Genomic DNA, 21,331 nt, shown 5'->3' on the forward strand with positions numbered 1-21,331 from the left:
AACGCCCCGTTTCTGCCTGATTTTTTACGGCTTCGGCCCGAACATCGCTTCAAGCTGCTGCGCATCCGGCATACCGACCACCTGCTGCAGCTCATTTTCCGCATTCAGATAGTAAATGGCCGGCGTGGCGTTAGCGCCCAGGCCGTCCATCAGCGTCTGGTGCTTCTGCAGGATCTCGACCGTTTCGCGGGAAGCCTCGCCCTCGGGTTTCGGTAGTTTTTTCCCACCGGAAAGCTCGTATTCGCGCCAGGCCGAAACCGGATCTTTCGCATTCAGGATCGCTGAGGCGTTTCTTCCGCTGTTGGGGTTGAGAAACGCCACCAGCAGCGTATTGAGCTGAACCTTGCCCGCCTTCACCCACGGCTGTGCTTCGGCCCAGAACTGCTTGCAGTACGGACAGAACGGATCGGCAAACACAAAGACTTTACGCGGAGCGTTATCTGCCCCTTCTTTCAGGGGATGCGCCGCGTTGAGGTTCTTCCACATTTCGCGTCCCATCGGGGCATAGATCTCTTTCTGGAAATAGCCTTCGCTAAGGTTTTTCCCTTTGTCATCGTACAGATAGCCTGATATGACGTGCTTGCCGTCCGGGGTTAAAAACAGCGTCACGCCCATATCCTGATACTGCCCCAGCCAGGCCGGTGCGCCTCCGGGGGCATCCAGCTTCTTAATGATTTTAATGTTCTGCTGCTCGCCGAAGTGCTTCACCACTTCCGGTATGGCTTCAGCCGCCTGTACCAGCCCAGACGTCGCCAGTGCCGAAAGTAACAGTAATTTTTTCATTTCCCTCTCCGGTTTGTCGGGGGCATTACACCCCCTTCAGGTTAGCGGTTTTTCAGTGCGTCACTGACCATTTCATCGAACTGTTCAAACGGTACCCAGCCGGGCAACAGTCCCTCGCCGATTAGCGTGGCGGGCGTGCCCTGGATCCCCATTTTTTCCGCGACGATCAGGCTGCGCTTGATCGTCAGCATGCTCTCCTCATCCGGCGTCGCGACGCTCACGCCCGCCCGCTTCTGCGCCTCCTGAATGCTGGCGTCATCGTGGTAACCCTTCCTGGCCATCAGGGTATGGTTCAGCTTCATAAACTGCCCGGGATCCTGACGCCAGAGCGTTAACGCATCCCGCGCGGCGGTCAGCGAGCTTTCCGAGCGGAAAGGTAAGAACTTAAAGACCACCGCGACGTCCGGGTATTTCTCAACAATCTTCTCCAGGTACGGATCGAATTTTTTACAGTACGGGCAGTTGTAGTCGGTAAACACCACCAGGGTGAGCTTTGGGTTTTTCGCGCCGATGCGCGGGGAGTTCGGATCGTTAAACAGGAAATCAGCGATCATCTTCTGCGCACGCTGCTCCTGGTCCGGCGTCAGCGGCTGGGCAGCGAACACCTGAACCGGGGCCAGCAGGAGCAGAAGCGTAATAAGGAGTTTTTTCATAATACGTTTAGCCTTTTGCGTTGTTCAGGGTGGTGATCAGGGTGCGCTTGTCCAGCAGCGGCGAGAGGATTTCCCCCTCAGGCAGACCGGGGCCATACGCTGCGTTAAACGGAATGGCGTAGCGATTTCGCTTCGCCAGAAACTCCGCAATAAGCGCGGACGGCTGGCTCCAGTCTCCGCGCAGGGCCACCACGTCCGGCTGGCGCAGCGCGGCAATGATGTCCGGCTGATTCAGTACCCGATGCTCGTTAACTTTGCAGGTCACGCACCAGTCCGCCGAGATATCCACAAACACGCGTTTTCCCTGCGCCAGCGCCTGCTGGATGGCTTCCTCGCTGAGCGGCTGCCACGGGATGGTCTGAGCAACATTCTGCGCCACGGCGTCAGACGGGGAACTAAGCAGCCCGCGCGCCTGATACCCGCCGAACGCCGACAGCACGATGATCACGAGCCAGAACAGCGGTGAGGATTTTTGCCCCTTCAGCGCGAACAGCGCCAGCGCGACGGCGATGAGCACCAGCATCACAATCTTGCTGACCGCCTCGCCAAGATGCACGCTTAACAATGTCGCCAGCCAGAGGCTGGAGGCCAGCATCATCAGGCCCAGGATGACTTTGAGCGTGTTCATCCAGCGGCCGGGTTTCGGCAACAGCAAGGCCGTTTTGGGCACCAGGGCGACAAACAGCCACGGCAGGCTCATGCCCACGCCGAGCATCAGGAAGATGAGCCACAGTGAGTACAGCGGCGCGCCAAGGGCAAAGGCGACCGCGGTACCGAGGAACGGCGCGGAGCACGGCGTCGCAAGCAGCGTGGCGAACATCCCTTCGCAGAAGCTGCCGCCAATCCCCGATCCTCCTGCCGTAGCCAGCCGTCCCGTGGCGGCGGAAGGCAGCAGCATCTCAAACACGCTAAACAGGTTCAGCGCAAACAGGAAGGTGACGGCGACCATCAGGCCAATAAACCACGGGTTCTGGAACTGAATGCCCCACCCCAGCGATGCCCCGGCCAGCTTCAGCGCGGTCACCATCCCCGCCAGCAGCATAAAGGAGGTGAGGATCCCGGCGCAGGTGGCCAGAAAGCGCAGCCTGATCGCGTGCCTGTCCGAGCCCGTCTGCAGGATGCTGTTAAGCTTCATCCCCATAACCGGCAGCACGCAGGGCATGAGGTTGAGGATCAGCCCGCCCAGCAGCGCAAAGAGCACCATTTTGCTCGTCCCTTCAGGCGCAGAATGCGTAACTGGCGTCTCGCCAACGGTCATGGTGGTTTGCTGCGCGTGACCGCCACTGGTCAGCACAAACGACAGCGTTTTGCCTTCCAGCGAGGCGGGTTTATCGCCCCATTCGTCGGTCACGGGAACCGTCACCCGAAGCGTATTGCCGTCGTGTTTAATGACCGGCTCGCCGGGAAGAAGGTCGCCCTCCAGCGGGTCAAAGTAGATCCCCGGATTATCCCACTTCCCGTCCGTCGTTCCGGTAATCACCAGCTTGTCGCCAGAGAGCCAGGCGAAGAGATCTGCGGATACGCCAGACGTACCGGGCACGGCGCGCATCGCCTGCTCGAACTCGCTACGGAAGCTCTCATCCACCGGCTGGGTAAAATCGAGATGCAGCGGGTAGTCCGTCAGCAGGCAGACGTTACTGCACGTCGAGAGCGTGAGCGTTCCGTCGAGCGCGTCACCCTTCACTCCGTCGAGCGCGATCGGGATAGTGACCTTATCGTGATAGCCCTGCGTCGTCATGCCGGAGATATCGAAGCGCGACGGGACCGGCCAGGACCAGCTATCCGTCACGCCTTCCGGCCAGCTGATTTTCGGCGCCACGCCGCCCTCGCCCGGCGATCGCCAGTAGGTCTTCCAGCCGGGCTTCAGCTCAACGGTGAGCAGGCCTTTAATGTGCGTTTGTTCCCTCTCCACCTGAAAGCGGATGCGGGCGTGATCGTTTTGTGGGGAAACCTGCCAGCCTGTGTCCGCCGCATGGACAATGCCAATGCAGGACAGCCACAGGAAGACGAATCCCCTGAAGAGGTTAACCATGTTTTACTCCGTGAACAGTGAAAATTATCGTATGAGGACGATGATTTTCATTCACGGAAAACGCAGTTTTTAAGGTGTATTCGGGGAGGCGGTGCCTGAACGGGCTGTTCTGCGGGAGCCAATGCCCGCCCTTGCGTAAACAGCTGCAGCAGCGCGAAGAAGATAATAATGGCGGGTAGCGCGCCGTCGAAGAACAGCGGCTGGGCGCAAAGCAGCGAGTGTGCGCCAAGTTGACAAGGCGACGGGCCGGGCTGTTCGGTGATGCTGCTTTGAGCCGGGGCATCTGCACTCAGAGAAATCTGCGGATCCAGTCCCTGTAAAAAATGGTTGAGCATCACCGCACGCTGCACGAGGCAAAGCGCCATCGCGAGACAGGTGACGATCAAAAGCCATTTTCCGAGGAGCTGACGGTTGCGCATAACATTCCAGAGTAACAAGACGCCCCGATCATAAACGATAGTGATGAATCTACAAGTGCCGGAAGTGTAAGGTTTTGTCTGTCGCCGCTATTCGCCCGTCAGCGCGTCATAGACGTCCCGCAGCCGCGTGCGGAGAAACAGCACCGCCTTGTGCTTACGGGATAACAGCGCCTGTTCGCTGGCGCCGGTCTCCTCTGCCAGCATTTTAATGCTGTAGCCGTGGAGTTCGGTCTTTTCAAACACCTCACGCTGCGGCGGTGGAAGTTCAGACAGCGCCTGCCCCAGCTCTTCCCACAGCAGCGTTTTGAGATACTCCTCTTCCGGCGTGTGCGGCACGCCGAACAGGGTTTCGGCCAGCTCGTCTTCCGGAAAACCCTCTTCGTCTTCGCCCGTAAAGTAGCCGGAAAGTGAGACCTCGCGCTTTTTACGCGCCCGGTCGGTCATCTCGTTACGCGCCGCGCGGAACAGCCAGGCGGCGACGTTTTCGACCGGCTGCTCCACTTTCATCAGCTGATAGGTCACTTCCTGCAAAATGTCGTCGGCATCATCGCGAACGGACGTCCGCCCGCGAATGAAGGCTGTCAGCCGGGCGCGGCAGGCATTAAGCGCCGACATCAGCATGGATCCGCCCGCCTCCCCGGCTTTCATTTCGCTCACTCTGCTTCCGGTGCTTTTGGCGTGGCGTCGTCGCGCTTATCGTCACGATGACCGTGCCAGCCGCAGTGGCCGCGTCCGTGGCGACCGAACCCTTCGCGACGCTGCTGAATAAACGCCTCGCGCTGCTCGGGCGTCATGTTCATCCAGCGCTCGTGCATCCGGCGGTGCGCGCCAAACATCCCCGGACGGAAACCTAAACCCCCAAACAGAATGCGGCTCAGCACCAGAATGCCCAGCGCCTGCCAGAATCCGATGGCCTTAACGCCGAGGATGGCCGGGAGCAAGGCGTTCCACAGGGTCATCACCAGCAGGCCGAGCACGATGAAAATCACCGCGCCAATGACTAAGCCCTTGCCCATCCGGTGGCGACCGAATCCGCGCCCGTGACCTCTGCCGTGCATATCAAAATCTCTCATGGTGTTTACCTCATTTACAGTAACTGATTATGGCTTGTGATGAGGTAGACGGATGAGGAAGGGAAATATTGCTGGGGTGAATGAAAAATTTTGCGGGATGCGTTGTTCACACACCCCTTGAAAGCAATTGCTGACGCTTGTTCATCGTTTAAGGCCGGTTTAGAGCGATCTTATTCCTTATTGCCAGGATCTTATCTGCACACTCTTCTGCTGATAATACGGCTGTGCCCAACGTGAGATGTTCTCTCTCCAGGGTTCATATTCGCGGTTTTTTTACCTGTTCCCAGTGAGGAAGCGTGAGCCCTGGGATATCAGAGACTCTATTCTCTACACGATAATGATTTTCTTTTTCATCGGAGCGGACAACTTGGGCTCCGTTTAGAAAACGGAAAATATTGCACGTTAAGGCAACTTTTAACCGCCTGGCTCAATGTGAGCGAAGCGGAAAAATTCGACATATTCAAAACGAGCGGAGACGGAAGTCGAAGGTGTAAAAAGGATCTCAAAGAGATCCTTCAGCGAATATAATTAACATCTACCTCATCAAAAGTAGCTTTTTATAATCGGGATATATATAAGGAGCCTTTCCAGTACTTCCATCAGGATAGGTTACATTAAGATCCCCTGGAGATGGATTGGGAGGGGTGATAGTCACAATTTTATTCGAGTAAACAACCGGCTCTATACGTATTTGGTTGATACTGTAAACGCGGTAATATCGACTCCATTGCTCATAACGAGTATCACCGCCAAACAATTTAACAGAGATCTTCCCATCTAAATGGTGAGTAATAACAGGGAAGAAATCTGTAGCTGAATGCAAGTTACCTCTAATTTCTCTTCGCTTCCCTTTCCCAAACGCATTGCTGTACCCCTCATCATCAAAATCAAATACATAATTTGCAGGTGTCATATCTTTCCATTTAGCCAACGCAGAAGTTTTGGCTAACTGTATTCCGACCCTGATACCACTAAGCGTCCAGCGACACTTTGTTCCGCCATCAAGCGCAATGCGGATCTGGCGAACACCATCACCATTGGCTGGATCGAGATCCATCTGCATGGGGTACAGTCCCCTTTCCGTACTCTCATGTGATTCCGTCGTGGGATCATAAATTTTCCGTCGGCATGTCTCAGAGCGATAAAGCACATCCAGCGGCAATACCTCCGTCTCAGCTGGCAGTTTCACCGCTACCGTTACCCATTCAGAACTGGCAGGGGGGCTAAGAGTACAGTCCGGGCGACTGGCGCAGCCGCTCAGGGGTAACAGTGTCAGAAGTGGCAACAGTCCTGCCAGTGATTTAGCGTGTCGATTCAACTTCTTCCTCCGCAACTGATTTAAAACGCGTCAGGGCATTCTCACCGCCCGGTAGTTTCCGGGTAACCGTCAGCGAACTGCCCACCATATCCTGCAGGGCCAGGAACATCCGGTTTCGCATCAACTCCTCCGGTGGGCTGCCTGCCCCGTAATCCGCCATTTGCTGCCGGAAATCCTCCCGGTACTCTTTCCGGCTCAGTTTCAGCTCCGGCCATGCCGATTCCAGAAGCTGGTTGTTCAGAAACGGCAGATACTCACTCGCCATCGAGTGCTGGCCCGGACTGGTCATATGGTCAAAATTCGGATTGGTGTTACGGGGAAAAACTTTCTGAATATCTGCGGCCGGGAACTCGCGCACAAACGCCACCTGTGCCTCTTTTGCCTCCGTGTTTTCAGCCTCAGACAGCGACGGGACAAGGAACAGTTTAACTTTGTGCATATCGCTGGAGCTGAGGCGGCGGCAGGTATGATTGTTCATCGTTTTACATTCCAGCCAGGTGCGGGTCTGTGTGGCGCGGAAGAAGACCACCGGGCTGCCGTGATGCCAGTAATGCTCACCGATATAGGCCCCCGCCATCTGTGCCGGCAGCTCGGCCGCCAGTGTCCAGAAAAAGCCCAGCGAGGCACCGAGAGGCCCAAACTTACCGTACAGCCAGTTATCAAGATTGGCATCAAACGGCACGCTGGGAATGGTGTCGCTGTCGTTGACGTGCCGGTAGTGGGTGATCTGATACAGGTTACCCACAGCATCAGCGGTGAAGGTCCGGGGCATTCCGTAGGTATAGAGTATTGGCGAAAATCCCTTCATCTCCGCCGCATAGGTCAGCCCCAGTGCCCCTCCCAGACTGTGCCCGGCGATAAACAGTTTTTTTCCTCTATTTAAAAGATCTCTAATTCCATCAAAATCCTCCCCAAACCGCTCCTTCGCCAGCTGGTATGCCTCCAGAAAGCCGCCGTGAATACGACCGGCCTTAGTCAACTCAGCCGGGCATAGTTGCGGGGAGAACCAGCCGTCGGTGAGCCAGTCCGGGACTTCCTGCGTTCCCCGCCATGCCACGATCACATGGGCCGCATTTTCCACGTAAAAAAGCTGGGTACTGTCGAGCAGTGAGCGGGCGGGGGCTATGTCACTTAAGCGGGATGAGTCCAGAAATTCAGCAGTGATGTATCGCTCACGGAACGGTACATCAACAACAAGCGCGTAAGGAAACGACGGAAATTCTTCATATATCGGCGTCGTGGACAAATCCAGGCACTTTTCCAGGAAAAACGGCTTAATCACCGTATTCCCACCTTTCGCATAGGCCATATCAGCCATCACTCCAAGGTTATAGCCATTTGCCAGCGAATAGTCTTTCGTGTCATGCAGCACCAGTGACCATGCCCGGAAAGGACAGATTTCGATGACATGCCGCTTCTCCAGCGTCTCCCGGCTGATTTCCGTGCCTTGCAGCGATACTCCATGCGGAAAGTGAAACCGGGGAGGCTCTTTATCCGTCCATTCAGGGATATCGGGCATCCGGTCACACAGCTCACCGATGACCACATAATGATGGTCATAGCCGTGCTGCTCAGCGCTAATCTGCACGTTTGAACGCCATTTTGGGTCGCGCGTTTCAGGCCGGAAAATATTATTACTCACCGGCTGGCTGTTTGGATTGCGACTGATGCCCAGCGGGCGCAGCTCCATCTCATCGGCCAGCTGCTGGCCGTCTGTTTTCACATTTACTGCTATCCAGTACAGGTTATCAAACCGCACCAGTCCCTGGCTGTCGGTGACACAGGCGGGCGGGTTCGGCGGCGGCGTGGGATCGAACCGGTTGTCACCTCCCCGTCTCAAGAGCGCCAGCTCCGCCTCCGTTGCCAGCTGATGGTATTCCAGCAGTACCTTCAGACCGGAAACCGGGTTGTTGTTCTCATCCACGAACTGTAGTTCCAGCCAGTGCATCCGCTGCTTGCCACAAGCGACCTCTTTGTACTTCATTTTGTGACTCAGGCAGGTCACTGTTGTGTTGTCTTTGGCATCCGTCATGCCCGAAATCCCTTTTAGTTTCCCTGGTTAATTATCGATCCATCATACATCACTCAGAACTTAACTAAAATTTGCCATTTCTGATTGTCGGTACAGCGCCTGGATTCAGACATCTTGGGGTTATAGCCTGTTGCATCCGCCATTTCCCAAATGCTCAGTTTCTCGACCTGTCGATAGTACTGAACTTTCTGATGCCAATCCTTTCCCTGGTGATAATTAATATTAGATTTGTGCTGCCTATAGAGACGTCCTGAATTATACAGAAACGGTTACACCAGATACAAAAAAGGCTCCCTCAGGAGCCTCCCTCATACCATCAAGCCTGCACCGGCAAACTAAAACTCGAAATACTCCGCGAAAGCTGCTGCGCCTGCTCTTCCAGCGAGGCCGCTGCCGCAGCGGACTGCTGCACCAGCGCGGCGTTCTGCTGGGTCACGCCATCCATCTCGGTTACCGCCTGCCCGACCTGGCTAATCCCGCGGCTCTGCTCTTCGGAGGCGACGGAGATCTGCTCCATCAGCGTATTCACTTTATTCACCGATGAAATAATCGAGTCAATCACCTCACCCGAGCGGCTCACCAGCTCCGCACCGTTTTTCACGCTGGAAACCGACTGGGCAATCAGGTTCTCGATGTCCTTAGCCGCCACCGCGCTTTTCTGCGCCAGGGTGCGCACTTCGCTGGCCACGACCGCAAAGCCGCGTCCCTGCGTGCCAGCGCGTGCCGCTTCTACCGCCGCGTTCAGCGCCAGGATATTGGTCTGGAAGGCGATGCTGTTAATCACGCTGGTAATGTCTTCGATGCGCTTCGAGTTCGCAGCGATGGTATTCATCGTGTCGATGACTTCGCGGGTCACCGCTTCACCGGTATGGGCATTTTTCACCGCGTCCTGCACCAGTTTCCCGGCCTGATAGACGTTATCGGTATTGTTCGCCACCGTCGCGCTCAGCTCTTCCATGCTGGCCGCCGTCTGGGTTAACGCTGAAGCCTGCTGCTCGGTGCGTGAAGCGAGGTCGATATTCCCGGAGGCAATCTCCTGCGCCGCGTGCGTTACGGTATGGCTCGCATCGCGCACCTGGGCGATGGTCTCAAGCAGTGCCTGACGCATCTGTTCCATCGAGCTCATCAGGTGGTCGATTTCGTTATGTGCGCTCCCCTTGACCGGCACCGGAATGTCCAGCTTGCCTGCCGCAATCTGGCTGCAGTGCTCGCGCGCCAGGTTGACCGGCGCAAAGACAAAGCGCTTCATCAGCAGGCTGACGGCGACAATCACCACCACAAACAGGCTGGCGATAGCGGCAATGATCGCCAGGCCAGAGACGAAGTTACTGCTTGCATCTTCGTTCAGGCTTTTGGCGTATTTCTGGTGGACGGAAAGGACCTGGTCGAGAACGATCTCGTACTGACGGTCAAGACGGGAGACTTCCGGGATCAGCGCGTTAAATTTGGCCACATCGTGCGCCGCAGCGGCATCGATCAGCGGTGCCAGCCCCTGGTTGCGGTAGTTTTGCCAGGCGTCCTGATAGGCAGTCACCAGCGGCGCCTCATCCGTCAGACGCGGCGAAGCCATAAAGGCCGCAAAAGCGTGGTCCGCTTTGGTCAGCGCCTCTTTCACGGCGGCAAGCTTTGCAGACTCGTCTGTCGAGTTGCCTGCTTCAACCATCTTCACGTACTCCATCACCCGCACGCGCAGCGTACGGCTGTGGTTGATGGGGTCAATAATCGACAGCACAACCTGGATCTCTTTGTTGACGTTATCCAGCGAATTATTACTTTTAATGATGAGGCCAACGCTGGTGATGATGCTGACAACAAAGAAGAAAAGCAGCGAGAACAGGACAATCAGGGACGACTTTTTCAACGACATAAACCAATACCTCAAGGAAAATTATTCCTTATGGTTATCGGCGCTTCCAAAACTTAAATTAATTAAAGTTATTGATGTATCGAACCGGGCTATTTCGCTGACTTATAGCGTCGCTGCAGGGTAGCGTCCAGTTTCCGCTGCAACGGTTCCGGGGTCTCGCCTTCAATCAATTTGCTAATCAAATCAAAGCAGTGCCATGCCAGCTGACGGTTATCCTGGCGAATGGTATCCACGGGGATCGTCAGCGAATCGTAGAGATAGTGATCGTCAAAACTGGCTAACCTGATATCACTTTGCAACAGGTTATGTTGGCCCATATAGCGCAACACCCCTTCCAGCAGCCCGCAGGCGGCGGCGAACAGCGCTTTCGGCGGACGCCCCAGACGGGCGCAGAGTTCAGCAAACATCTCGTACCCGGAGCTTGGGTGGTAGTTACCGTGAATGATCCATTCGGGGCGCAGTTCCACACCGGCATCACGCAGCCCTTGCTTAAACCCTTCCAGACGGTCGCGCGTCGGGGATAAACGGGGCTGGCCGCCGAGGAAGTAGAACTCATCGGGATGCTGGCGCGCAATGTCGGCTACCAGTTCCGCCGTTGGAGTAATCGAATCGGTGATGACCAGCGGCAGCGCGCTGTCGTTGATGTGGCGGTCAAACAGGACCACCGGCAGTTGCTCGCTCAGCTTATGGTAGTCCGCGTCGTTAAGCATGCTGGAGGCCACAATCAGCCCGTCCACCTGACGCGCCACCATATTGTTCACCACCACCGTCTCCTGGCCCGGATTTTCATCGCTACAGGAAATCAGCAGCTGAACGCCCGCCTCGCGGCACAGCGTTTCCAGCTCGTGAGAAAACACGGCAAAACCGTAGTTGGTGATCTCAGGAACCACCAGACCAATGGTGTGGCTGCGGTTATCGCGCAGCGACCGGGCGTGAATGCTGGGCTGATAGTGGTGCTCTTTTGCAATCGCCAGCACGCGCTCGCGCGTCTCTTCCGCCACGCGAAGCTCTTTGCTGCGCCCGTTCAGGACCAGGCTGGCGGTGGCTTTTGACACACCCGCCAGCTCCGCGATGTCTTTAATGGTGACGCGTTTTGTTTTTCTCACAACGACTTAGATCCGGCTGCCAAAACCCTCATTCTATCATGCAGGCGCGCAGCGACCAGTAGCGTAATGTGATATCGGACGCACCTTCGAATCGCACCCGGGCCGGATGGTCAGGAAAATAGCGGCTGCTCATCACCCCTTCACCGTGATTGATGAAAATTTCAACGCTGGAGCGGTCGCACAGAACGCGCAAATGACTGACCTCGCCCTGCCAGTAGCGGGTCAATGTTTCCCCGGTTTTCAGGCTCGCGCGTTCAAGACGTATACCCTGCTCATCGACCGTGAGACGCAGCGCGCCGCCAAAATCGACATTCACCTGCGATGCGCTCAGTTCAAACTCCAGGCGCGCCGCGTCCAGGTCTGGCGCCCCGCTCGCGCGCCCCTGCCAGCGCTGCTCACCTTCACGCAGCGCCGCCAGCTCGCGCGCCGGGGTCTGCCAGAGCCTGCCGTCGCGATAGCGTAATTCACGCGGGCAGGTCATCTGGTGCATCCAGCCGTGCGCCCGGGTTGGCTGAAGCATCTCTTCCCCGTCCGGTACGCCCATCCAGCCGATCAAAATGCGTCGCCCGTCTTCCGACAGCGTCGTTTGCGGAGCGTAAAACTCAAAGCCCGCGTCCAGCTCGTGCAGCTCGCCGTGATCGAACGCGGCGTTTGCATAGTCAAACGCCCCGCTCATCCAGGTTGCCGGATAGGTGTTGAGATAGCGATGCGGCTCGCGCGCCAGCCCCTGCGGACAGCTGATCAAGATGTGCGTGTCGTCGAGCGCAAACAGGTCCGGACACTCCCACATATACCCCGCATCCGTCAGGCCGTTGACCCCGTGACCGGCGATTTCCCCGCAGGACGTCCAGACGTGCAAATCGGCTGATTTAAACAGCAGCACCTTGCCGCGCTTTTGCACATCCTGCGCGCCGAGCACCATGTACCACACCCCTTCGTGCTGCCATACCTTCGGGTCGCGCACGTGGCCGGTGTAGCCTTCCGGCAGCGCCAGCACCGGCCCCAGCTTCTTAAAGGTCCCGTCCGGCTGTTCCACGGCGAGGCACTGCCAGGCCGTGCGGCTGCCGTCATCGAACTTGACGTTGCCGGTGTAGCAAAGCGTCAGGACGCCCTGGTTATCCACGGCGCTACCGGAGTAGCAGCCGTTACGGTCATACTCTTCGTCGGGCATCAGCGCCAGCGGCTCGTGCTGCCAGTGCACCAGGTCCGCAGAGCTCCAGTGCCCCCAGCATTTAAACCGATGCTCGCAGTCCAGCGGGTTCCACTGATAGAACAGGTGGTAGCGGCCTGCAAACCAGATAAACCCGTTGGGATCGTTCATCAGCCCCGTCACCGGCGCGGGGTGCCACTGCGGATAGAGGCTATCCGCCAGCGCCCGCGGCTGGCCTTTCATAACGGCCTGCAGGATCGCAGGCCAGCGGGAAGGTAACGTCATTATTCAGAATCCGTTTTATATTTCAGCAGCAGTGAGACGGTAAACGCCACGCCGAAGGCAATCACCATGCCGATAATATAGTTGAGCAGCGAGCTGGCCTGCACGATGGCCATGCCCGGAATGGCGGTCAACCCAACGGCGGTCATGTAGACATGGACTGAGACCACCCAGGCCCCGCCCATCGCGCCGCCAATCAACGCGGCGATAAACGGTTTAACGAAGCGCAGGTTGATACCAAAAATGGCCGCTTCGGTGATGCCCAGCATCGCAGAAAACGCCGACGGTAAGGTAATGGCTTTGATTTTGGCATCTTTGGTTTTGAACCACACTGCCAGACAGGCACCGCCCTGCGCCACGTTCGCCATGGCCCAGATCGGCAGCAGGAAGTTCACGCCAATCGACGGGTTACCCAGCAGCCCGGCTTCAATCGCATGGAAGCTGTGGTGAATACCGGTGATTACAATCACCGAGTAAAGCCCGCCGAACAGCAGCCCGGCCAGCCAGCCCGCGTGGGCGATCAGCGTGCTAAGAACGAAGGAGATACCATCCCCTAAGGCGCGCCCCGCCGGGCCGATAATCAGCAAGGCGATAAATCCGGAGATAACGACGGTGAGGAACGGCGTCAGGATGAGGTCTAAGGCATCCGGGATCACGCGGCGCAGGTTTTTCTCCACGATGCTCATGAACCAGACGGCCAGCAGCACCGGGAATACCGTGCCCTGATAGCCAATCATCGCAATCTCAAGGCCGAAGAAGTTCATGGTGTGGAAGCCGGAGGCCACGCCCCAGGCGTTGGTCAGCGCCGGGTGCGTCAGAATGCCGCCCAGCGTCGCGCCGAGATACGGGTTACCGCCAAATTCCCGCGCGGCGGTAAAACCAATCAGAATAGGCAGAATGATAAACGCCGCGGAGCTGCACATGTCCAGCATGATGTAGATAGCATTATCCGCATTGACCCAGCCGTAGGTTTTCACCATGCCGAGCAGGCCCATCAGCAGGCCGGATGCCACAATCGCGGGAATAATCGGGACAAAGATATTGGAGAGCAGACGGGCAATGCGCTGGAATGGGTTCAGCTTGCGCGCCGCCAGATCCGCGGCTTCCGATTTACTGGATTCGCCGATCCCCGCCGCCTGAATAAACGCGGCGTAAACCTTGTTGACCACGCCCGTGCCAAAAATCACCTGCATCTGCCCGGCGTTACGAAAACAGCCTTTTACGCCGTCAACCTTGCCAAGAGCCTGCTGATCGGCAAGCGCGTCATCAACCAGCACCAGACGAAGACGCGTTGCGCAGTGCGCCGCGCTGGCGATATTTTCCTTGCCACCGAGCAACGGAATAAGCTCGCGGGCGATTTGATTAAAATCCATAGATACCTCTGCCTGACTTCTTTTTATGATGTGCGAAACGCTCCCGCCTGGCGGGAGCGTGATGGGTTAAAACCAGGTTTCCATCTGGACCCCAAAGTTCCATTCCCCGCCGGCGTTGAAGCCGCTGCTGCCAAAGGCATCATCGCTGGCGTAATGATCCAGTTTGCTGCTCCAGTCCATCCAGGTGGCAAACAGACGAAGCTCCGGACGGCTGAAGAAATCGCCGATTTTGCTCGCTTTTAACGTCGGCGCAAAGGTCAGCTTGTAGAAACTGCCGTTAACAGCGTTTCGGTCCTTATAGCCTTCCGGATTTAAATCCATGTACTGATAGCTTCCCTCAAAGGCCAGAGCGAAGTTCTGCGTCACCTCTTTAATCAGACGGGTGTTGAGTGTCACCCACTCATAGCTGTCGCCCTTGACGTAGCGATCTTTACTGCTCTGTGCCAGCACGGCAGGCGCAACGCTCCAGCCACCGCCGATTGGCGTGACACCGTAACTTGCGAAGCGCCAGGTATCCGCCTCAGACAGCAGCGCGCCGTCGGAACCGATGCTTTTCACTTCCGCACCCAGCCCGTGACCATACAGCAGCGCCGTTTTGGCGGTCCCTTCTCGCAGGCCGTAGAAGCTCTCGTTGTGCAACCCGACCAGCGCATGAACGCCGGTATTCGCAGCGTCAGTTTTGATGAGATCGCCGTTGGTGTCTTTACGGTCGTCGTTATCCTTCGCACGCAGGCCGCTCACCATCAGCTGGAACGGTCCGGCGAAGTGGTTCATGCTGAGGATATAGTTCTGCACATTATTGTCGGTCTGCTCCACGCTGCCGAAGTTGCGGCCGTAAATGGAGAAGTTGCTGCGCAGCGAATCGTTCCATTTCACGTCATAGACGCCGCCGCCAGTACCGGCCAGGAACACCACGTCGGAATCCAGCCAGTGAATGTCAAAGTTGTCGCGGTCGAAGCGTTTACCCGCCCAGAAGGTACTGCCCTTCAGCGCGCCGGTAAAATCAGGCAGATTGCCCAGCTCCGCGAAGGCCTGGCGAATATTAAGATCGCTGGTATCGGCTGACCAGTCGTTATAGGTTCTCTGACCGTCGGCCAGCATCGCTTTGAAGCGCGTGGTTGCCCCGTTATCCAGGGTTTGCTTGTGCTCCAGGTTCAGCTCAACGTAGGTGTCGGCTTCATTACCCAGACGCCCTACCGCACCGCCGGTTTCACCAGCCGGAGTCAGATAAGGACCGCTTTTGCTGCTGGAGGCCGCATCGTTCATCAGCAGGCCCGAACGGGCGTAGCCGTGGAACTCAAACCCGCTGCTTTGATCCGCTTTCTTCTCAAGCGCAGTGGTGCGCTGCGCCACCGCCTGGGTTGTTGTTTGCGTCTGCTGCTGGGCGGCAACCAGCTGCTGCGTTTTTTGTTCTGCATCGGTGGCGCGTTTTTCAGCCACCTGCGCACGCGTTTCCGCAGCCTGGAGGCGCTGCTCCATCGCGGCAAGACGCGCTTCGATACTTGTCATATCCGTTTGGGCAAAAACAGAGGTACTTCCGGCCAGCATGCCTATCATCACGGCAAGTCTGCGTTTTTTATACATTTTGTCGCATCCCTAAAAAAAGTCATTAAACGTGCTAAATTGCTAAACCGGTTTAGGTTGCTGATACTAAACCTCTGAATTTTGGATCGGCAATCTTTTTTGCTAAACCGTTTTAGTAAGTGTGATCGAGGCGACAATTCAGGCCGCCGGAAGGCGGCCAGTGAAGGAAGGAATTACAGTTCGTGCTGCCAGGGCAATGCGGTCATCGCCCCTTTGGCCGTGGTGGCTAATGCACCGCAGCGCTGGGCTAAGGCGATGACAGGCGTCAGGTCCTGCCCGGCGGCCAGGCCGTAGAGCAGACCGGCGACGAAGGCATCGCCCGCACCGGTCGTATCGACACACTGAACCGGGGTTGCCGGATAGTGCTTCACGGTGCCCTCATGCCAGGCGATCACCCCCTCTTTCCCCTGGGTGACCAGCACCAGACGCGCCGGGCAGCGCGCCATCAGCGTGTCCAGGCCGACGTTTACCTGTACATCGCCGGTTAAGAACGCCAGTTCTTCGACGGAGAGCTTCACCACGTCTGCGCTCTGCAGGGCCTGTTCCAGGCAGCGACGCAGTTCGTTCTCATCCGGCCAGAGGTCCGGACGAATATTGGGATCGAAACTGACATAACCGCCCGCCTCGCGAATGGCAGCCATCGCCTCAAACGTCGCGGAGCGGCTCGGCTCAGCGCTTAACGCGATGGAACAGACATGCAGCCACTCCCCGGCGCTGAATGTCGGCAGATCGGCAGTTTCCAGAAACAGATCGGCGCTCGGGCGCACCATGAACGTAAACGAGCGTTCGCCGTGGTCATCCAGATCGACCACCACCGTTGAGGTGCGATGCGCCGGGTCAAGGCGCATAGACTTCACGTCGACCCGCTCGTCGGCTAATGTCTTAGACATAAAACGTCCGAATGGATCGTCGCCAACCCTGCCGATAAAGGCGCTCTGGCCGCCCAGCCGGGCAATGCCGACCGCGACGTTTGCCGGTGCTCCGCCGGGACACTGCAGTAATCTGCCTTCTCCATCAGGTAGCAAATCCACTACCGCATCGCCAAGTACCCAGATTTTTTTCATGTAGCCCTCTCAGCTAAACTATGTTAAACCGTTTTAGCTATTTAAGCACAGGCAGGGCAAAGGGGAAATAACGCAGGAGGAAAATTGGCTAACGCGCCAGATGCGGCCAGTGAATATCACCGACGCCATTAATCTGCGGACGGGCAAACAGAAAGCCCTGGAAACGACGGATTCCAGCAGACTCGAGCCAGCACCACTCCTCTATCTTCTCGATCCCTTCTGCCACCAGGGTAATTTCGAGATCGGAGCAACAGCTGACGATGGAGCGCACAATCGCCTGCTTCGGGCCGCTGAGGTGGATATCGCTAACTATCTCCCGGTCGATCTTAATTTTGTCCGGCTGGAAACGGGTTAGCAGCGAAAGACCGGCATAGCCGGAACCAAAATCATCGATCGCCAGACCAACACCCTCGCCGCGAAGCTGTTTAATGGCGCTATTGAACTGGTTGAACCCGGATATCATCTCGTTTTCAGTGACTTCAATGACCACCTGCTCAGGCTGCAGCCCATGTTTTTTAATCTGATCGACCAGAAATTCCACTGCGCCGGGGACATTAACCAACGACATCGGCAGCAGATTGACCGCAATCTTATGGCTGCCAATCCCCAGCTTTTCCGCAAGAGCAAAGGCATACGCTTTCGTCTGGAGATCGACTTCGTAGAGTTTGTCCGGGTCGAGGGTGCTGAAGAAATGCTCCGGGCTGCCGCCGTCATTGCCGCGAATAAGGGCTTCCAGAGAGCTGATCTTCCCTTCCGAGGGCTCAACGATGGGCTGGAGCGCGAACTGGCAGGTTTGGTTGGCCATCAGCCCCAGGCGTTCGCCAAAGGGTAACGCCTCGGGTGACAGCGTCCATTTTTGAGGGACGTAGCGCGCGCCCGACGGGGCCGGACGTTTGCCCATAATAAACGTCTGAATAAATTTGAACACCCGGTCATCGGATGTGAGATAGCTGTCCAGCTTGCTGTAATGCAGGACCGACTGCAGCACCTCTTTCGGCGACTGCGTTTGCAGATCGAAAAGCAGCATACCGACGTTTTCGAATCGTCTGCGCGGACCGTAGTCCCGCATCAGTTCAACCACCCCACTGTGCCGTTTGTCCTCGCGGATGGTGTGGAACAGTTTGACCACACTCTCTTCTGAACCTTCGAGGATCTGCAGAACCTCACTGCCTTTAGCAAGGAGTACACCGGTAATGTTCAGTTTTGCGTTTCGGCCTCTGGCGCGCTCCACCAGCTCCCGCAGCTCGGTGGAGGGGCGGGATAAATTCAACTGGCTTCGGTAAATCAGAGTCGTCAGCACAAAAATAGGTTCCAATGAGAAAGAGAGGTGCCTTGAAGCTATTATTTAACATACTTAATCAATGTGACCTAACATATTCACACCACTAGGGAACGTTACTTTTCCGCGTCCCCGATCCGGCTGTTAATCCTCTCCTGCATATAGTCGTAGAACGGATTCGAGGTGACGCGCATCAGCGCCTCTTTTCCGACGCTCAGTACGGAGGTTTCGCCCCAAAGCGCGATTGTCCCCAGGCTGATGCCGTAGCGGTTTTTCACCCCAGGCTCACGGCCATAAAGGTCGTCATCCGGCGGGAACGGCACCGCAATATGCGACAGCGAATAGACATCCTGCGGCCAGGCCTGCGCAAGCGGCACGACCGTCTCCCGGGTGCTGCCAGCCGGGGTGATTTTCGCTACCGTCGAGAAGCTGTGTGCGTCTGCATTGGTAATAATCGTGACACCGTAACGTCTCTGCGCAACCGGCAGCAGCGCCGAGGTTGCCGTCCACGACGACGGTTTGAACAGCGGGCGGAAGCTCGCCGCCTGGTTGATGTCAAACACCACCAGCTCGCTGCCGTTGGCCGGAAGCTGGTCAAACAGGCCGGTCACCACCGCGCGGGTGCTGACCGTAGAATCCATCACCGACTGGAACGCCAGCACCGGCGGCAAATTCGCCAGCCTGTTCTCCCGCGCCGCGCGGCCAATTTGCTCCTGCAGGGCCTTCGTCAGCAGCCACGACTGGCGGGCGGCGTTCACCGGGAAAGAGTTGTATTTATACGGATTATATTCCGGGGAGATATTCAGCCAGGCCGCTTTGGCAAACGGCGGCAGCAGCGCCGGTAGCCCGGCGAAACCGGCAAAGCGCGCAAAGGCCGTCACGCCGATCATCGGGGAGAGCAGTATCACCTGCTGCGGTCGACGAAGCGCAGGCGCGTCCAGCGCATCGAGCGTATATTTCATCGCCAGCGCCCCGCCGTTAGAGTAGCCCACCAGATGCAGAGGCACTGCCTCACCCGCCAGACGCGTGGCTTCCCGCACCGCAAGACGCGTCGCCGCCAGCCACATCTCCCAGTCAACGTCCGTCAGCGCGCCAGGCGCGGTGCCGTGCCCGGGAAGGCGCGGGACCACCGCGACAAAACCGCGTTGCTGATAGTTCACCGCAAGGCGCCTGACGCTGTAAGGCGAGTCTGTCAAACCGTGCAGCAGCACCACCGCGCCGCGGGGCTTTCCGGCAGGAATCAACACAAATGAGCGGTTGGCATCGGGTGCAAACTGACCGGGCCACACCAGGCTCTGGCGATAAAAACGGTTTAACGGCGAACGTTCCTCGCCCTCTGTTTTCGCCGTCACAGCGCTATCAAGATCGGCAAAAATGGCGTTTTCCCGGGTGATATACCCGGCAAAATTGGCGTTATCCATCTCGCGCACGGACATCTCGTCGGCCCGCCAGGTATGCCAGAGGTGCAGTTCCGGTCCCTGCTGCGAGAGATAGACCCTAACCGCCAGCAGGACGATCAGCACGATCCCCACGACCATCGCCATTTTCTTTGCAAGCGCCATCAGGCGCACGCTGACTCGCCAGGGCAAATTCGCCATGCCGGGATCCCTTTTATGTTCACAGTACATCTATCTTATCAAAAATGTGAACAGGCTGACGTATTCACCAAATTCATACCTGCCGCTTCGGCCAGTGCACCAAAAGTGAACTACGCTGCACAAATGTTGATCATTGGTTAAGCAAATATTGCATGAAGTTTACGGCGCAGCGGATTTCACCCGCCCTGTGAATATGGCACGCGTCATGCATTGTTAACCGGGTAACACAAATCCGGCCATTGACAGCCTGTTAACAGCGAGGCGGTATGACGACGAAACCTGAGATGTTGAGCCGTATCGAAGCGACGTTCAGCCAGCTCACGCCCAGCGAAAAGCGGGTCGGAAGTTGGCTGCTGGCACACGCCGCGCAAATTCCGTTTGAAACGGCGGAAAGCGTGGGTCTGGCGAGCGGGACCAGCGGAATTACCGTCGGACGCTTCCTGCGCAAGCTGGGGTATCGCAACCTGGAAGATGCCAAAAAGAGCCTGCGCGATCCGTATCAGCCCTGGGGCATGAACGAGCGGCTCGACTCCTGGCAGCAGCAGCGCCCCCTTTCCAGCCGCCTTCAGCATGCCCTGTCGCTGGAAGTGGATGCCATCACGCAGGTGTACCAGCTGGCGCAAACGGACGCCTTCCGTGAGGTGGTGCATAACCTCGCCCACGCGGACGCGGTGTTTGTGCTGGGGATCCAGTCCACGCGCGGGATTGCCAACGCCTTCTTCAGCCACCTTGAGTACCTGCGCCCGCGGGTGAGCTATTCGGAGGGCGCTTCCGGCAGTTGGGTTGAATCCCTCAACTCGGGGTTTTCGCATCCGTACGTCGTGCTGACCGATACGCGCACCTATTCCGCGATGGCCCGCCAGTACTGCCGCGTCGCCAGCGAGAAAGGCATTCAGCTGGCCTTAATCACCGACATCTGGTGCCCGTGGGCGCGGGATTACCCGATTGATTTACTGCAGGTGAAAACCGATACCGGTCATTTCTGGGATTCACTTGCCCCCGTGAGCTGTCTGTTCAACCTGCTGCTGTCGGGCGTGGTGGAAGCGCTGGGTGACGCCCTCCCGGCGCGTCTGGCGGTAAACCGACAATTACAACAAGAGTTTGGTCAATTCGAACGCTAAAGGAGCGGAGCTATGCCCGAAGAGAGTGAACTGATTGATGTGGCGAAGACGTTTCCCACGCTGCATATCGATCTGAAGTACGCCACCGCCGACAACATCACCGGCCGCCCGATCTATCAGGAGGCGCTGTGCCTGCTGCATACCGACGCGGCCACCGCGCTGGCAAAAGCCATCAGCATTGCCTCGCTGGCCGGGCTGAAGCTGGCGGTCTACGACGCCTATCGGCCGCAGCAGGCGCAGGCTCAGCTGTGGGATGCCTGCCCGAACCCGGAATATGTGGTCGACGTGGCGATTGGCTCCAATCACAGCCGCGGTACGGCCATCGACGTCACCCTGATGGATGAACATAACGCCGTGCTGGATATGGGGGCCGGTTTTGACGAAATGCATGACCGATCGCATCCGTATCACCCCTCCGTGCCGCCGCACGCCCAGCGCAACCGTCTGCTGTTGAACGCCATCATGTTTGGCGGCGGTTTTGTGGGTATCAGCAGCGAATGGTGGCACTTCGAACTGCCGAATGCCGCCAGCTACCCGCTGCTTGATGACCGTTTTGCCTGTTTTCCCCTGACGCACACCCCTCTTTAAACCTGGAGC

At 57.3% G+C, this 21,331-nt stretch carries 18 protein-coding genes; 2 read left to right on the forward strand and 16 right to left on the reverse strand.

Annotated elements, in window-relative coordinates; translation table 11 throughout:
- Positions 1-24: 24 nt before the first annotated feature.
- The 16 genes from dsbG to V1566_RS14865 form a co-directional block, all read right to left on the reverse strand.
- Positions 25-783: a thiol:disulfide interchange protein DsbG gene (dsbG, locus tag V1566_RS14790; RefSeq protein ID WP_395303796.1), complete on the reverse strand. Its 759-nt coding sequence runs from the start codon at positions 781-783 to the stop codon at positions 25-27.
- 41 nt (positions 784-824) lie between these two features.
- A complete protein-coding gene (locus tag V1566_RS14795; RefSeq protein WP_395303797.1) occupies positions 825-1,436 on the reverse strand; it encodes a DsbA family protein in 612 nt (203 codons plus the stop codon).
- A gap of 7 nt (positions 1,437-1,443) precedes the next feature.
- Positions 1,444-3,468, reverse strand: coding sequence for a protein-disulfide reductase DsbD domain-containing protein (locus tag V1566_RS14800; RefSeq protein WP_395303798.1), 2,025 nt, complete (start codon positions 3,466-3,468; stop codon positions 1,444-1,446).
- Positions 3,469-3,515: 47 nt separating this feature from the next.
- The gene (locus V1566_RS14805) at positions 3,516-3,887 is read right to left on the reverse strand and encodes a hypothetical protein (protein WP_395303799.1); all 372 of its coding nucleotides are present in this window, start codon (positions 3,885-3,887) and stop codon (positions 3,516-3,518) included.
- Positions 3,888-3,974: 87 nt separating this feature from the next.
- Entirely contained in the window at positions 3,975-4,535 is a 561-nt protein-coding gene (locus V1566_RS14810; protein ID WP_080277788.1) for an RNA polymerase sigma factor, read from the reverse strand.
- Between the two features lie 5 nt (positions 4,536-4,540).
- Entirely contained in the window at positions 4,541-4,960 is a 420-nt protein-coding gene (locus tag V1566_RS14815; protein WP_024909528.1) for a hypothetical protein, read from the reverse strand.
- A 535-nt stretch (positions 4,961-5,495) separates the two neighbouring features.
- Positions 5,496-6,023 carry a hypothetical protein gene (locus V1566_RS14820; protein ID WP_395303800.1) on the reverse strand — a complete coding sequence of 176 codons (528 nt, stop codon included), beginning with the start codon at positions 6,021-6,023 and terminating at the stop codon, positions 5,496-5,498.
- A 238-nt stretch (positions 6,024-6,261) separates the two neighbouring features.
- On the reverse strand, positions 6,262-8,310 hold the full coding sequence (locus V1566_RS14825) for a lipase family protein (RefSeq protein WP_395303801.1): 2,049 nt from the start codon (positions 8,308-8,310) through the stop codon (positions 6,262-6,264).
- A gap of 316 nt (positions 8,311-8,626) precedes the next feature.
- The gene (locus tag V1566_RS14830; protein ID WP_395303802.1) at positions 8,627-10,177 is read right to left on the reverse strand and encodes a methyl-accepting chemotaxis protein; all 1,551 of its coding nucleotides are present in this window, start codon (positions 10,175-10,177) and stop codon (positions 8,627-8,629) included.
- 89 nt (positions 10,178-10,266) lie between these two features.
- Positions 10,267-11,283, reverse strand: a complete 1,017-nt coding sequence (locus V1566_RS14835) for a LacI family DNA-binding transcriptional regulator (RefSeq protein WP_395303803.1) — start codon at positions 11,281-11,283, stop codon at positions 10,267-10,269.
- Positions 11,284-11,311: 28 nt separating this feature from the next.
- Entirely contained in the window at positions 11,312-12,718 is a 1,407-nt protein-coding gene (locus V1566_RS14840; protein ID WP_395303804.1) for a sucrose-6-phosphate hydrolase, read from the reverse strand.
- Positions 12,718-14,088 (reverse strand): sucrose-specific PTS transporter subunit IIBC, encoded by a 1,371-nt coding sequence (locus V1566_RS14845; protein ID WP_395303805.1) that lies wholly within the window; start codon positions 14,086-14,088, stop codon positions 12,718-12,720. Before V1566_RS14845 ends, V1566_RS14840 begins: the two co-directional genes overlap by 1 nt.
- Before the next feature lie 66 nt (positions 14,089-14,154).
- Positions 14,155-15,672 carry a carbohydrate porin gene (locus V1566_RS14850; protein ID WP_133549058.1) on the reverse strand — a complete coding sequence of 506 codons (1,518 nt, stop codon included), beginning with the start codon at positions 15,670-15,672 and terminating at the stop codon, positions 14,155-14,157.
- Between the two features lie 173 nt (positions 15,673-15,845).
- Complete coding sequence (locus tag V1566_RS14855; protein ID WP_395303806.1) at positions 15,846-16,736, reverse strand: aminoimidazole riboside kinase; 891 nt, start codon at positions 16,734-16,736, stop codon at positions 15,846-15,848.
- An 88-nt stretch (positions 16,737-16,824) separates the two neighbouring features.
- The gene (locus tag V1566_RS14860) at positions 16,825-18,036 is read right to left on the reverse strand and encodes a diguanylate phosphodiesterase (RefSeq protein WP_395303807.1); all 1,212 of its coding nucleotides are present in this window, start codon (positions 18,034-18,036) and stop codon (positions 16,825-16,827) included.
- 95 nt (positions 18,037-18,131) lie between these two features.
- Positions 18,132-19,613, reverse strand: coding sequence for an alpha/beta hydrolase (locus tag V1566_RS14865; protein ID WP_395303808.1), 1,482 nt, complete (start codon positions 19,611-19,613; stop codon positions 18,132-18,134).
- Between the two features lie 266 nt (positions 19,614-19,879).
- Here V1566_RS14865 and V1566_RS14870 point away from each other — a divergent pair, with 266 nt between their 5' ends.
- Together V1566_RS14870 and ddpX are read left to right on the forward strand one after the other, a co-directional pair.
- Positions 19,880-20,734, forward strand: a complete 855-nt coding sequence (locus V1566_RS14870; protein WP_395303809.1) for a MurR/RpiR family transcriptional regulator — start codon at positions 19,880-19,882, stop codon at positions 20,732-20,734.
- A 12-nt stretch (positions 20,735-20,746) separates the two neighbouring features.
- A complete protein-coding gene (ddpX, locus tag V1566_RS14875) occupies positions 20,747-21,322 on the forward strand; it encodes a D-alanyl-D-alanine dipeptidase (protein WP_395303810.1) in 576 nt (191 codons plus the stop codon).
- Positions 21,323-21,331 lie beyond the last annotated feature (9 nt).

The organism is Enterobacter sp. ECC-019 (assembly GCF_043974075.1).
Taxonomy (GTDB): domain Bacteria; phylum Pseudomonadota; class Gammaproteobacteria; order Enterobacterales; family Enterobacteriaceae; genus Enterobacter; species Enterobacter asburiae_D.

Coding starts and splice junctions, on each gene's coding strand:
- dsbG (WP_395303796.1), bottom strand. CDS start 783: ATGAAAAAATTACTGTTACTTTCGGCACTGGCGACGTCTGGGCTGGTA.
- V1566_RS14795 (WP_395303797.1), bottom strand. CDS start 1,436: ATGAAAAAACTCCTTATTACGCTTCTGCTCCTGCTGGCCCCGGTTCAG.
- V1566_RS14800 (WP_395303798.1), bottom strand. CDS start 3,468: ATGGTTAACCTCTTCAGGGGATTCGTCTTCCTGTGGCTGTCCTGCATT.
- V1566_RS14805 (WP_395303799.1), bottom strand. CDS start 3,887: ATGCGCAACCGTCAGCTCCTCGGAAAATGGCTTTTGATCGTCACCTGT.
- V1566_RS14810 (WP_080277788.1), bottom strand. CDS start 4,535: ATGAAAGCCGGGGAGGCGGGCGGATCCATGCTGATGTCGGCGCTTAAT.
- V1566_RS14815 (WP_024909528.1), bottom strand. CDS start 4,960: ATGAGAGATTTTGATATGCACGGCAGAGGTCACGGGCGCGGATTCGGT.
- V1566_RS14820 (WP_395303800.1), bottom strand. CDS start 6,023: ATGCAGATGGATCTCGATCCAGCCAATGGTGATGGTGTTCGCCAGATC.
- V1566_RS14825 (WP_395303801.1), bottom strand. CDS start 8,310: ATGACGGATGCCAAAGACAACACAACAGTGACCTGCCTGAGTCACAAA.
- V1566_RS14830 (WP_395303802.1), bottom strand. CDS start 10,177: ATGTCGTTGAAAAAGTCGTCCCTGATTGTCCTGTTCTCGCTGCTTTTC.
- V1566_RS14840 (WP_395303804.1), bottom strand. CDS start 12,718: ATGACGTTACCTTCCCGCTGGCCTGCGATCCTGCAGGCCGTTATGAAA.
- V1566_RS14845 (WP_395303805.1), bottom strand. CDS start 14,088: ATGGATTTTAATCAAATCGCCCGCGAGCTTATTCCGTTGCTCGGTGGC.
- V1566_RS14850 (WP_133549058.1), bottom strand. CDS start 15,672: ATGTATAAAAAACGCAGACTTGCCGTGATGATAGGCATGCTGGCCGGA.
- V1566_RS14855 (WP_395303806.1), bottom strand. CDS start 16,736: ATGAAAAAAATCTGGGTACTTGGCGATGCGGTAGTGGATTTGCTACCT.
- V1566_RS14865 (WP_395303808.1), bottom strand. CDS start 19,613: ATGGCGAATTTGCCCTGGCGAGTCAGCGTGCGCCTGATGGCGCTTGCA.
- V1566_RS14870 (WP_395303809.1), top strand. CDS start 19,880: ATGACGACGAAACCTGAGATGTTGAGCCGTATCGAAGCGACGTTCAGC.
- ddpX (WP_395303810.1), top strand. CDS start 20,747: ATGCCCGAAGAGAGTGAACTGATTGATGTGGCGAAGACGTTTCCCACG.